This window comes from Pseudomonas cyclaminis (genome assembly GCF_015163715.1).
Lineage (GTDB): Bacteria > Pseudomonadota > Gammaproteobacteria > Pseudomonadales > Pseudomonadaceae > Aquipseudomonas > Aquipseudomonas cyclaminis.
Genome location: NZ_JADDUM010000035.1, coordinates 50,750 through 64,015, shown reverse-complemented (window position 1 = coordinate 64,015; position 13,266 = coordinate 50,750). Strand labels below are relative to the sequence as shown.

The window sequence follows — 13,266 nt, the reverse complement described above, 5'->3', positions numbered from 1 at the left end:
TTGCGCAGTTTAGGCCGTGATCGGCCAGGTGGGTTCCCTAAAAGACTTTTCATCGGGCAATCCTTTGCCCGACAAGGCTCGGGGTTGAGCCGCGAGGTTTTTTAGGCGCAGAATGGGCGCCCTTGGGGTCTTACCTCGCCAGCTAGAAAGGAAACTCGATGACTCGTCTTCGTGCCATCTGTACCGCGGTTGCTCTGGTTTGCGCCAGCGGCCAGGTTTTTGCCGATACCGCCAGCCACAACGCCAGTGCCGAAGCCTTCCTTACCCTGGCCCATGCCGACAAGCTGGGTACCCCGGTGTACATGCAAGTGCAGCAAATGTTCGCCCAGCGTTTCGAACAGACCAAGGCGCCTGCCGCCAAGCAGTCCGTCCTGGACAGCTACCAGGCCAAGGCCAACGCCGCCCTGGACCAAGCCATCGGCTGGCCGAAGCTCAAGCCGGACATGGTCAAACTCTACACCACCAACTTCAGCGAATCCGAGCTCAAGGACCTGGTCGCGTTCTACCAGTCGCCACTGGGCAAGAAAGTCCTGGAAAAAATGCCGCAACTGACCCAGCAATCGGCACAGATGACCCAGGCCAAGCTGGAAAGCGCCGTACCAGTGGTCAACAAGCTGTTGGAAGACATGACCAACGAGCTGTCGCCCAAAGCTGCCCCGGCCAAGAAGAAGTAAGCAGGAATGACCATGCAACAGCGTATCGAAACGGCGCTCGCCGCCCTGGACCCGCAACACTTGAGCGTGCTGGATGAAAGCCATATGCACAGCCGTGGGTTGCAGACCCATTTCAAGGCCGTGCTGGTCAGCCAGCAGTTCGAGGGGCTCAACCGCGTCAAGCGCCACCAGAAGGTCTACGCCACCCTGGGTGACCTGATGAGCGAATTTCATGCGCTGGCGCTGCACACCTATACGCCTGAAGAATGGGCTCAAGTCGGCGCGGCGCCCGCTTCGCCGACGTGTGCTGGCGGGCATTAACACCCGGCCTGGGCTTCAACCGGCAAGCGCCGGTTGAAGCTGCCTGGCGTGTGCCGCCATAACCCGATACCTCGTTTCCCTCTCCCATGATCCCTAGGCTTTGCTGACCATAGTGCAATTGGGTCATGTGATCATGTCTGCTTCACTCCATCGAAATACCCCCACGATTGTGGCGTTCGACCCCCGTGGGTTAACGGTCCGCACCCTGGCCTATCATCGCGCCAACGCCCAGGCTGAACCGCAGGCGCGTATCAGTCGCCAGGTGTATGGCGCCAGTGGTTTCCTGCAGCAACAGTGGGATCCGCGTCGGTATGCCCAGAGTACCCAGGCGCCCCAGACACGAGCTTGCGAAACCTGGGTCCACAGCCTGTCCGGGGTCACGCTCCTGCGCGACAGTGCGGACGCCGGCCGACGCCTGATGCTGATGAGCGAGGCAGGGCAACCGTTGCTTACCTGGGATGCTCGGGGGGCCTGTCAACGCTACGTCTATGACACCTCGCAACGCCTGACCGACGTGTTCGAACAGTCGGCTGACGAGCCACAGGAGCGGTGTGTCGAGCGTCTTACCTATGCGGGTGCGACCCCTGAGGCCGCAGCCTTGAACCGGTGTGGCCGGTTGATTCGGCATGCCGATCCTGCCGGCACCCAGGTGATCAACGAGTACACGATTGACCAGAGAGCGCTCAGGCAAACCCGGCGCTTTCGTCTCGATTCCGAAAACGTCGACTGGCCGCCAACGGTCGAAGCACAAGACCGGCTGCTGGAACCCGCGGCCTATACCACCGTTAGCCGCTACGACGCCCTCGGCGCATTGCTTGAGCAGACCGACGCCAAGGGCAACCGCCAGCATCGTAAATATGGGCTGCACGGACGGCTCAAGGACCTCGCCATTACTCTCAAGGGCGGCTCGCGCAAGGCGTTGCTGCATCAGTGCGAGTACAACGCCAATGGGCAACTGACCTACGAGCGGGCCGGTCATTTGCTGATCAAGACTGCACGTTTGCGCCGCAAAGCGCGCGGTTGTTGCAGATAAAGACCTACCGCCAGGGCGAGGCCGACACACCGTTGCAAGACCTGCGGCTCAGCTACGACCCGGTGGGCAATGTCCTCAGCCTCGACGACCAGGCCCAGCCCACGCAGTGGCGCAGCAACACGCGTATTGAGGCGGTCAACCGCTACGAATACGACACGCTCTACCAACTCACCGTCGCCACGGGGCGCGAACATTCTCGCAGTACAGCGGGCCAGGCGGCGCCGCAGGTGCTGTTCGGTGCGCCGGACGAGGGGCTGTGGCGCCCTTACACTCAGCGTTACACCTATGACGAAGCTGGCAACCTCACGCACCTGCGCCATGCCTCAGGTATTGGAGGCGGTTACACCCGGCGCATGACGCTGGCGCCAGACAGCAATCGCGCGTGCCTGGCGATGTGCCGCCATCGGCTGCGCAGTTTGATGGCAACGGCAACCAGCGCACGCTGGGCAGTGGCCAGCAGATGGCCTGGAACGTGCGCAACCAGCTGGCCCACGTGACCCAGGTTGCACGCGAGGAGGGCGAGCCGGACGTCGAGGGCTACCTCTACGATGCCCAGGGCCAGCGCGTACTCAAGTTCAGGCGCAATAAGGTCGGCGACGGTGCACAGACCCAACGCACCTATTATCTACCTGGCCTGCAGATGCAATGGCGCAGGGGCCAGCGTCTCAACCTGCTGGATCTCGATGTGGAAGGAAGCCGGGTGACGGTGTTGCAATGGGATGCGGGCCGCCCCGCCGGCATGGACGCCGAGCAGGTTCAGTTTCACGTGCTCGACCCTCTCAACAGCAGCCTGTTGGTGGTGGACGAGCAGGGCCGGTTGCTGAGTCAGGAAGGTTATTATCCCTACGGCGCGACGGCGTGGAGCGCCAGCAGGACAGCGATCCAGGGCGACTACAGGCTCTACCGATATGCGGGTAAAGAACGCGACGCCACCGGGCTCTATTACTACAGCGAGCGGTATTACGCGCCGTGGTTGCAGCGCTGGATCAGCCCTGACCCGGCGGGGGATGTGGATGGTTTGAATCTGTACGCCATGGTGAGGGGCAATCCCTTGAGGTTCACCGATGCGCGGGGTACGCAGGCGACGTTTGGTGAGCAGTTCCAGCCCAGCCGTGGCGACATGATTTTCGGCCTGAGTGCTGTGGTGACTGGCTACAGGAGCTTCTGGTCGAAGCTGAGTGCGCGAGGGGATATCCTGGCGGCGTATTTTTCCGGCCCCGAGGTGGAGCGGTGGACAGGTGGATTAGCGAGCGCGTTGAGTGAGTTCGCGGGGGGGCGAAAAGTGGGCACACCCGAAACCCAAGAGCGTGACACCGGACGTGAGCGCACTCTTGCCATGCAAGTTTCAGCGGTTGCGCGACAGTTTTATCAAAACATCCAGGCGCGTTATTCAGGTTGCTCATCAACCACGGCCAATCGGCAGTTTGTCAGGCGTTTTGTCGCAGAACTGGCTGAAAGCGATTATTCGTTTACCAAGACCGTACGTCAGCACATGGGCCAGGGGCTGAGGGCGATTCAAGAGAAGGTGATCAGCCGCAGCAGCAAGTCGGCACTGGCAACCCTGACGAGCCCGCAGAGCAGGGCGGTGGTGCATTTTGCGCTGGAGGGAGTGGACATGGAGGCAGTGATTCGCAAGACCCGGCGATCTGTGACCGGTTCCGAACTGCGCTGGCTCTACAGGCATCGCCAGCACCTGGCGGGCCGTGTGATTTTTTATCAAGGCCAGCAGCGCGTCGACGCGCCCTGGGACACGCACGCGTCAGCCTGGAAAACCTACCGTCCACGCAGCGCTGCTGTGCGAACGGCGGGCCGGCGCTGACTACACATTTGGACGGAAACCCTTACGTAGCAGCTGTCGAGCCTTGGCGAGGCTGCGTAGCGGACACATTGATACCCCGCGATCTGCGGGGTCCCTAACGCAGCCTCGCTTGCCCTTCGGTCAGGTGCCGTCGACGGTTTCCTCCCAGGTATCGTTTTCATCCTCGCTGATCCCATACCACCCGCAGTAGCTCGTGCGCGTTATCGCGCCGTTGGCGGTTTCGGTACGGATCGCGCGTCCCAGGGCGTCATGGAATTGCCGGTCGCTGTAGGCGACATCACGCAAGGCGCGATCGGGGGTGTAGTGGGGCCGGCTGGCGAAGTAAGGGCGGTAGATGCGCGTGATCCCGTCCTGGTGGTTGTATTCGATGCGCTCGTCGACGCACCAGCGAGGATCGGCGTGCACTTGCTGGATCATCCCCTGCTCAGTGCTCAGATCACCGGTGGGTAGAATCAGGTAGGCGTCACCTGGCTCGGTTTTATGCGTGCGCTGCAAGGGGCGACCCATGCCGTCCCAATAGGTGAGGCTGACCCGCACAGTGCGCTCGGGATCGTCGGGATAGCGATCAGCCAACAATGTCAGGCGATGCACCGGCTCTCGGTGTGCCTCGGCAATCAAGGTGGCGAGCCGCTGGGTGTGGGCATCGGCGCGATGCGCCGGGTTGTTCACGCGCAACCTGGCTTTGGTGCGGATCTGTCCACCGGGCAGCAGATACCCTTGAGTCACCCATTCGTCTCGCCGCTCGGCCTCGGCGATTGTGCCCATCCAACTGAATGCCGCATAAAAATGCGCGCTGGCCGCCTGCCCCAGGCTGCTTTCAGGGGCTTCAATGGCCCGTTCGACAGAGGTGTCCAGTAACTGCGCGCTCTGCGGCAAGGGGCCGAAGCCTTGGGCCTTGCCTGATTCGCGTCCCGCATATCGGGTAGCGATCAGTCGGCCGAAGCTGTCATACAACGCCTGCTGCACGGTGCCATTGGGATCGGTCAGCTTGACGGGCAGCAACAGCCGGTAATCATGCTCGGCTCGGCTGACACAACCGTCGGCCTGTTGTACCTGGGTGATCTGGCAGCCATAAGGGTCGTACGTCAGCATGGTTTCACCCAAGGCTTGCGTCAGGCGCCAGCTCAGCAACTGGTAGAACCCCGTCGCGTCCAGATACCGGGATTCCTGTTGGCGCATCGACCAGAGTGGTGGCGGCGCCTGTTGTTCCCCATCGCCTATAGAAAAAAATACGCTCATCCGGCGATAGCCGATCTGTTGCAACTGGGCCGCGAGGTTCCAGGATGCCTGGCCGGGCATCTGCGGTATCGCCTGGTAGGCCTGCAGGGCCTGGGGATCCAGTTCAGCGGTTTCCAGGCAGTCGCGCAGGGCCTGCAACGTCGCAATGCCAGCTTCCAGCGTACGACCGTCGGGCCCCGCTTCGCGGTAATACTGGACCGACAGCCCGCTCAGCGACCGTAGAGCCTGCGGCCGCAACGGGCCAGAGCGCTGGTCGATAAAGTGCTCGTAGGACATGGCTGCACGGCTCAGCCCGTCCGGTTGGCCTTTGGGCAGCACCCAGGCGTTGTCACGCTGGCGATAGGGCAGGCCCAGGCGCCATTGCGAGTCTTGTGTCAGATGAATCCACTGCGCCAGGGTTTCGTTCAGGTAATAGGCTTGTTGCGCCGGGTCATGACTGTCGCGCCACCACTGTTGCCGATGGGCCTCCGCCAGGGCGGCGGGCGGAGCGTCGTTGGCGGTCTTGTTGCGAGCCAGGTGTACGGTGACGCTGTGGACCAGACTGCCAAACGCATCCCAGCGCAGGTTGATCTGTTGTTTGCACACGGGATCATCGGGCACTTGTTCGTATTGGCAGTCGATGGATTCCACCGGCAGCACCAGCATGCGCCCCCAGGGTTGCGTGCTGGCCAGCCGGCGTATCAGATAACGATGCTGTTGCACCGAATAAGGCACGCTCTGCGCCGCATCGCCGGCGAAAATTTCTTCGCGCAGCAACACGCCTTTGAGCGCATAGGCGGCGTCGCGCAGGGTTCGTGGGGCGGGGGCGTGCAGTGGCACATCCTCGTGGTCGATGGGCTGCGCCTGTTCGGGCGCCCGATGGCGGCACAACAGGGTTTTACCGAGGCTGATTGCCCGTGAATCATGCTGGCTGTAGCCGGTTGTCGGCATATCCAGCGCCTGGCCGGTATGGAACCAGCGCTTGGTCAGGCACGGTGTTTGCGCCGGGCCCTCGGAGGCGGTTTGTGTATCGGTCTGCAGGATCAGGCCGAAGCCCTGGAAAGCGCGTTCGGCGGCGTTGTAAAACGCCTGTCGGTAACTGAAACGCCGGGTCAGGGTGCTGTCGTTGATTTCGTCGTAATGGGTTTGGCGGCTGACCACAGGCAGGGTTACTGGCGATTGGCTGATGGCCGGTTTGCCCTGGTCTCTGAGCTGTTTTTTTTCGTCCAGCCATTCTTGGGCGCTGCTGCGGTAGAACACCCTTGACCGGCTGCCGAGGTGGTGGGTGGTGTACGCGAGCAAGTAGGGCCGGTCGCTGTAGAAGTCATAGCGCCAATGCCGAGGCTGTGGGTGCATGACGCTGATGATCAGGCTGGGACAGCCCAGGCCGTTCAAATCGACCAGGCTGACCTGGCTGAGCGCGTCATACCGCACGCCTTCAGGCCATGGCAACACGCGGGGTGTGGTGTCAAAGCGATTGCCGCCCTGGTTGCTGAAAATGCGCAGCTCATCGGGCATCAGGTACAGCAGGTCGGCGCCGCCATAGCCGTCCAGGTCTGCCAGTAATACATGGGCGGCGTTGAACGTCTCGTGCTCGAAGGGCAGGTTTGCCAGCACCCAACCCTTGCCGAATCGACCACGCCCCAGGTTGGGCCAGCACTCGATCCGGTCGTGACGGATGCGTACCAGATGCTGCTGACCGCTGCCGAGTACATCGCTGAAACCCACCCATTCGCGGGTTGAGCGGGAGACGCTGGGCAGGGTGTCATCGGCCGGCGTGTGGGGCACATCGGTGCCAGGGGCAAACCCGGCGTGTTGGCGGTTGGCATACAGGCGCACGCTGCGTGGGCCGACCAAGGCCAGGTCGTTATTCCCGCCACCCATCAGGTCGCCAAAGACCGCGTCAGGGTGGAAATATTCCAGGGGGAACGCATCGAAACGGATGAAACCCGACCAATTGAGATGCTCGCTCAGGCTGAAAAAACCACTGAGGCCGGGGCGGCCGATCACCCAGTCAAGACGCCCGTCACCCGTGACATCGGTCAGTTGTTGGTGCACGGGATATGCGCTGTCTGGCGTGGGGATTGCGGGGATTTTCCGGGCAGCGCCGTAGCTGACCTCATCCCCCCCGGCGGAGTCGGCTCGTTGCGGTTCCCTGTAGTACCAGGCCTTGTCGGAGCGGTACAGGATGCCCGGCAACCCTTCACCGTACAGATCGACCCATTGATAGCGCTGGCGGTCGTTCAGTCCGGGGCAGTCGCCAAGGGCTTGGAAGCGCGTGGTATCAAGCTTCAGGTCGACTTTTTGATACAGGCATTCAAGGGGCGGCAGGCTGCTGATCCTGCCATGCTGGTCGATGGCTTGTTCATGGGCGGCGAGCAGGAGGTTCAGGCGGTTGCGCAGGGTTTGGTATTCAAGCACCACGCGCTTGACCAACACCGGTGAGCTGCCCATTTGGGCTTCATCGGGAAAATGATGAAACAACAGCACCTGCCGGCACAGGCGCAAGGTTCGGCATTCAAATCCGTCGGCGAAGCTGGAGAAGGGGTCTTCGCGCAGTGTCCAGGGCGTGTCCGTGGCGTAGGGCGGTACGTGGTCGAGTTCGGCGTTGCGTTGCCCGTAGTCGAACAGCAGTTGGAAGTGCCAGCCCTTGGAGGCAGCCTCGTCGGTTTCAAGCAGGTACAGGCGCTCATTCGTCCGGGCGGTGAAATTTCCGTAGCAGACTTTGTCCAGGTAGCGCTGGGCGCGGCAGTCCCTTGGGTAGCGCGACGTCTCGGTCTCTTTTTGGTAGTGGTAGTAAATGTGCTCGCCGTGGGCACTCAGGCTTTCCTGCAACAGCCACTGCGCCACGTGTTCAGGCTGGTCCGGATCGGCCATCCGCGCGGCGGTGGTTTTGCCATAGAGATGCTGGCTGCCGTCGGCACTGTGAATCAGCCAGAACCCCGTCGGGTCGCCCGCCGACTGCCAGCGCTCAATGCGATCAAACTCGCGCTCGGTCCTGGGCCAGTAGCGGGTCACGGCGTAGCGGGTATCGGCTGGCCCCCGCTCGTGGCGGATCACCGGGGCGCCCTTGGCGTCCTGTTCGGGCAGCAGGGGCTGGCCGCTGGGGCCGATAAACCGGTCGTGGGCGCTGTAGGCCGGCACGCCTTGGGAGGTTTGCCGGCTCACCGTGTTCACGGGGACCGTCCAGCCCATCCCGAACGGGCCGTTACCCGCCGCGCTGTGGTACGCCAAGGTCATGGCGGGCGCGAAACCGCGAGCGGCAGCGGCGGGCAGGGGGATTTCAAGCGATGCGCCACCGTTGAAACCGATATCGCCCCAGCCCTTGGCGGTGGCTTGTATCGAGGCGCCGTCCTTGGGCAGTGCCGGTGCGTTGATGGGCGTGCTGTTCATCGGCGTTCACCCATGCCTGCTGCCCTGGCGGTGTAGCGCACGTGGATCACGATGTCGTTGATCGACTCCAGCATGGCTTTCTGCCGAGCCGGTTCGGGAAACGTCAGGGTCCAATCGGAAATGGCGCCGGTGTATTCGAACGGCAGGTAACGATCATTGCCTTCGAACATCAGCGTGAACAGCCCGTTGTCATCCAGGCCGGTAGACAGTGCGATTTGCTGGTGCGCACGGATATCCTTGCGCGAGACCCCGTTGGGCAGTTCGATTTCGTTACGGGTCTGGGTCAGGAGGGCCCTGATGTCCTGGTAGGGGCCCAGTGTCGCCGGCAATGACACGCTGATGCTCTTGATTCGCCGGAGCACATGGCCGGGATAGTCCTGGTCAAATAGCGCTTTGGTCAGCTTGAAGCCAAGCGTGCCTTTTTGCACCAGGTTGCCTTTGTGCAGGCTCCACTGTTCTCGCGTATCCAACGGCTGGGCGGCGCCGAGGCTGCTGACTTCGCATTCGCTCAAGCGATCGCGCAGGGACAGGGTCTTGACGATCTCCAACTCCCGAACGTGATGGCTCACGTAGTCCCTGTTCATCTGGAGCAGGGACAGTTTCAGCGCCTCGCCTGCCAGGTAGCCGCGATAACTGTTATTCCAAGTGCCGGGCGTGATGAACGTGCGCTCGAAGTCCGCCATTTCATATTGCCAGCAGCCTTCGGCCGCCTGGCACAGGGACAGACACAGGTCATAGGCCTGGTAGAAAAACTGGCCGAGTTGGACATTGAGCCAATCGTAGAGTCGCGCCTTGGCAAAGCGCTTGGTCAGTAACTGATAGCTGGACCACGCTTGCGCCAGCGACGTCTCGGCCAGGCGCAATTGCAGGCGCGTGGCTTTTTCCTGTTCGGCATAGGCTTGTTGTTGCGCGTCTATCTGGGCGAGTTCCAGGCGCGCTTGATCCCGTGCCTGGGTCCACTCCTGTGCGCGCCGGTTGAACTGCTCGGTGCGGTCCAGGTCGGCGGCACTGCTGCGCAAGGCAGTGGCGGCGCCCTGGGCTACCGCTTGCGCCGCATGGAAGGGACCTTCCCAGCGCGAGCCACCTACCGACATGCCGACGATATTCGGTGCCAGCATCGCGACGCCCGCTGCGGCGCCGGCAATTGCACCGGCCGCCTCGAAGCCGGCACTGCGCAGGTACAGCAAGCCGGCCTGAGCCTCCGCGCTGCTGACGCCGTCGGCGAGCTGGCGCTCGTAATAATGGGCTCGCTCCTCAATGATCCGTCGGCCTGCCGCCAGCGCCTGGCGGTTTTTTTCGTCCAGCAACACGGCTTGCTGCTGTTGGCTCACGATGATGTTGGCCAGGTCCCAGGCTTGCTGTTGTTGCAGTTCCAGGAGTTCGGCGTGCTCTTTGCGCTCGTTGAGGCTGAGCATCGTGTTGCCGAACTGGATAAGTGTCTCGGTGGCTTCTCTGGCGTGGCCGAGCATCACCTGGAAGCGATAGTGAGTGGCCGGCGCAGGCGCCAACGCGGCGAGGCTGTCCTGGTCCAGCGCCCCTTTGGTCTGGCTGACCAGCAGCCGGTGCGGTGAAAGCGGCGTGGCATACAGCGCCAGGCGCAGCGGTTTGCCACTGATGTCCAGGTTGTGCCGCAGGTTGTGCAGGCGGCTTTCCAGCTTGTCCCACCGCGCAACAAGCTCAGGGTTGAAGGGCAGGCACAGGTTGTCGGTGTCGGTGAGTAACGGCAACGAACAGCCCTCGATCGCACGGTTTGCGTCGATGTACAGGGCTTGCCACTCAAGGTGTCTCAACGCCGTGGATTGGCTCTTCGCCAATGCATCCAGGGTGATGCTGGCCCAGGGTTCGACCTGTGTGATCCTCGGCCGCGCCTCCAGCAACTGATTCACGCGGGTGTACCAGAGCTTGGCCTGCGTCAGGCTGTCGGCGGTCAGTTGCCGGTACGCCGCATCGCCGCGATTGAGCAGAACGTCGAGATAGAACTGGTAAACCGCTTTACGGAAATGAACCGGCGCCGCCAACGCCAGTTGATGCGGATCGACGCTCGCTTCACCCGTCGCCTGATCGTGGCGGGTCAGTTCGCGGAACCCCCAGTACGCCGGGCGATCACTGGCGGCATCGGCGCTTCGTCCCGGGTCGAAGATGTAGTTGAGCCACTTCAGGGCCTCGACGTACTGCTGTTCCTGATTCAGTCGGTGGGCCACCAGCCAGGGCAGGTAAAGGAACAATTCCCAGAAGTACTTGCCGTTGGCGCCCTGGAACTCAATGCCCTGGGGGGGGCCATTGGCTGTCAGCGGTGGCTCTTGCCACTGCTTTGGGGTTAACGAGTACAGGTGCTCAAGACTGAGGTTGGCGGCTTCTGCCAGTTTGCCGGCAAAGCAGGTATTCAGGCGGATGGCGGCCGGTGGGTCCTTGATCAGCGTGCTGCCGGAGAAATCAATGAATTCGGCGGCCCCCAGCGTGTGTGAAGGCAGTCGGGTGATGGTTGGTGCGCGTTGTCGGACCGGCGCAGTTCCGGGACTGGCGGCCGCGACATTCAGCGTAACGGCCTTGAGCGCGTAGCCCAGGATCTGCGGCCCGTCTTCGCTGGGCGTAAGGGTTAGTACGCCGTGTATCAGCGTGATCAGCGATTGCGCCGTGTTTGGCACTGGAATATGCGCGGTGACGCGGTGCCCAGCCGGCAATTCCGGGCTTGATCCAGTCAGGCTGTCGTGTGCCGTGTCCTGGAAGTTGAGGATGCGGTTCGAGTTGGCGTCAATGGTGTCGGTGAGTGGGTAATCATCAAAGTTGGCGCTCATGATGATGTGTTTGAATGCTTTCAGTGTGGAGGTGGTGACCGCGGCATTTGTCACCTTCAGCGCGTTTTGCAGATGCAAGCTTGCCTGTTGTTCCGTGTATGCGCCGTAGCGATTGAGGGTCACATGGATAGGGATATGCGCGTGGGTATAAAGGTGCACAAAGGCCGATTTATCAATGAACTTGCCGTTTAACGAAATAGTCTGTTGTGGCGTTAGTGTTTTATCCGAAGTGATTAATAGCTTGTCTTTGTCATGCACAAAGTTGGGGAACTCTTCATGGGTGATCGAGTTTCTGAAGTACAGCGCGTAAAAGTCGGTTTTATGTATTTCTCCCGTGCCGGTGATTATCGACCCTTCGCCCAGTTCGAGCTGCTGGGCCTGAGGGTCATTGAGCGTAGAGTGGGTCGTCAGCGTGAGGGTGATCTCTTCTTTTGTCAGCGTGACGCTGTAGGTCTGGCGAAAATCGTTCTTGAGCGTTGAGGTAATAATCAGTTTGTTGGTGTTTGAGTCGAATGACGGCGAGCCGATGGCTACGTCATCAATATGGTCTTGCTTGCCTTCAAGGTTCCAGGTGGCTTTCTCTGGAAAAGGCGCTTGCTGGTGCGTGATCGTGACATCCCGCTGGGTGTAAGGCGCAATCTTGAACTGCAAGTTGCCTTTGTTGATATAGCCAAAATACGTGAAGTATTGCCGTGCCGTATCAGGCAGCAGTTCGCTGTAATACCCATTGTGGTTGTTTGCTTCCCCGCTGAGCACACGCTGCACGGTGTCGCGCTGGTTAAAGTCAAAGGGTTCCAGCAGGCGGCTGATTTCTTCGGACAGTTCCGACCCCGGCAGCACCTTATAGCGCTCAGGGCTGCCGCCGTCGGCGACTTTAGTGACGTTGAAATGCTGGTCGAGGTGCACCGCCTGGAAAAATTTGCCGGTGAAAGACTCCTGCTGTTTTGGATCCTTGCGCATCGGCACATGCAACCCCAGGAACAAGGTGGCCGGTGAGTCGGCATCGACTATGGCGACTGTTTGGGTGACGGCTTTCAGAAACGCGGCCGTCGAGGCGTTGACCTCTTCGGTTGCGCAGTGCTGGTTGATGCAGGCCTGGGGCACGCTCCAACTGTCATCGTATTTTTTGTAGGCGTAATTGAGGCGAAACTTCACGTAGTGGCTGTTGAGCCATTCGCCCATGTGATTGCCGTTGTCGTCCTTGTTGCCTGGCGTATTGAAATTGCCGGTTCGCTCGGGCTTGACGCATTCGGCCCAGATTAAATACAACCGATTATTGAGGAAGACCGGACGGATGCTGTGCTCGGCAGTGTCATCAGAGAGTGCCAGGTTGATTTTCCGCCAATCCGACCAGGCCTGTATCGAGGGCTTGGTGGGATCACTGGGGGAACGTTTGGACAGGTCAAGCGAGCGCCAGTAATAGGCTTTTTCGGAGGTGGACTTACCGACAAAGTAATAGCGGCTGGTGTGCAGCTCAGAGGCATTGCCATCGATGTAGCCATTCAGGGTGCGGATGTTAGCCATTTCCTCGAACCGGCCCAGGTAGCTCTGCACGGCGGTGAGCACCGTGTCTGGTTGCAGCCGGTATTGGCTCAGGTCGTTTTCCAGTTGCTGGAAACTGTCAGTCTTGTTACGGCGCAGCGTGGGGTCCAGGTAATTGGCCGGGTGGTAGCGCAATTGCTGGCTGGCGCTCCAGAGCGGGTAGGCGTGCAGTTGTTCACGCCACACCTGGTCCTGCTGCGCGGTCATGCCTTGTTTTTCGTAGCCCGGTTCCAGGCCCAGCTGGATGCGCGTGATGTATTGCTGAAGGCTGGCAATCGCACAGGCCACCGGGCTGGTGGGCACGGCCTGGCTGACTTGCACGTCGAGCAGCCAGTATTCGTAGAGGTCATCGGCGTTGTTGATCTTGCCGTGTTGGGCGGCGGGTATTTTGTGGGCCAGGTAGTACGCCAACATGGCGTCGCGCAGGCTTTCATTGAGGCGTTGATTGAGCAGGTGAGACATGATCAGTCCTTGAACAGGTCGTGTAAGGGG

At 61.1% G+C, this 13,266-nt stretch carries 7 protein-coding genes; 5 read left to right on the top strand and 2 right to left on the bottom strand.

Annotation, left to right across the window (positions count from 1 at the left end; translation table 11 throughout):
- Positions 1 to 158: 158 nt before the first annotated feature.
- The 5 genes from IQK56_RS05455 to IQK56_RS31040 all read left to right on the top strand — a co-directional run bounded on the left by IQK56_RS05455 (position 159) and on the right by IQK56_RS31040 (position 3,826).
- Positions 159 to 674 (top strand): DUF2059 domain-containing protein, encoded by a 516-nt coding sequence (locus tag IQK56_RS05455; RefSeq protein WP_099586330.1) that lies wholly within the window; start codon positions 159 to 161, stop codon positions 672 to 674.
- Between the two features lie 6 nt (positions 675 to 680).
- Positions 681 to 974 carry a BolA family protein gene (locus IQK56_RS05450; RefSeq protein WP_150676115.1) on the top strand — a complete coding sequence of 98 codons (294 nt, stop codon included), beginning with the start codon at positions 681 to 683 and terminating at the stop codon, positions 972 to 974.
- A 133-nt stretch (positions 975 to 1,107) separates the two neighbouring features.
- The gene (locus tag IQK56_RS31050; protein ID WP_246500154.1) at positions 1,108 to 2,007 is read left to right on the top strand and encodes an RHS repeat domain-containing protein; all 900 of its coding nucleotides are present in this window, start codon (positions 1,108 to 1,110) and stop codon (positions 2,005 to 2,007) included.
- A complete protein-coding gene (locus IQK56_RS31045; RefSeq protein WP_246500153.1) occupies positions 1,995 to 2,504 on the top strand; it encodes a hypothetical protein in 510 nt (169 codons plus the stop codon). The genes IQK56_RS31050 and IQK56_RS31045 overlap by 13 nt, the downstream gene beginning before the upstream one ends.
- Positions 2,390 to 3,826, top strand: coding sequence for an RHS repeat-associated core domain-containing protein (locus IQK56_RS31040; protein ID WP_341869488.1), 1,437 nt, complete (start codon positions 2,390 to 2,392; stop codon positions 3,824 to 3,826). Before IQK56_RS31045 ends, IQK56_RS31040 begins: the two co-directional genes overlap by 115 nt.
- Before the next feature lie 120 nt (positions 3,827 to 3,946).
- On the opposite strand, the gene IQK56_RS05440 is transcribed toward IQK56_RS31040, so the two are convergent.
- Complete coding sequence (locus tag IQK56_RS05440) at positions 3,947 to 8,437, bottom strand: SpvB/TcaC N-terminal domain-containing protein (protein ID WP_193901590.1); 4,491 nt, start codon at positions 8,435 to 8,437, stop codon at positions 3,947 to 3,949.
- Positions 8,434 to 13,236 carry a Tc toxin subunit A-related protein gene (locus IQK56_RS05435; protein ID WP_193901588.1) on the bottom strand — a complete coding sequence of 1,601 codons (4,803 nt, stop codon included), beginning with the start codon at positions 13,234 to 13,236 and terminating at the stop codon, positions 8,434 to 8,436. The genes IQK56_RS05440 and IQK56_RS05435 overlap by 4 nt, the downstream gene beginning before the upstream one ends.
- Between the last annotated feature and the right edge of the window lie 30 nt (positions 13,237 to 13,266).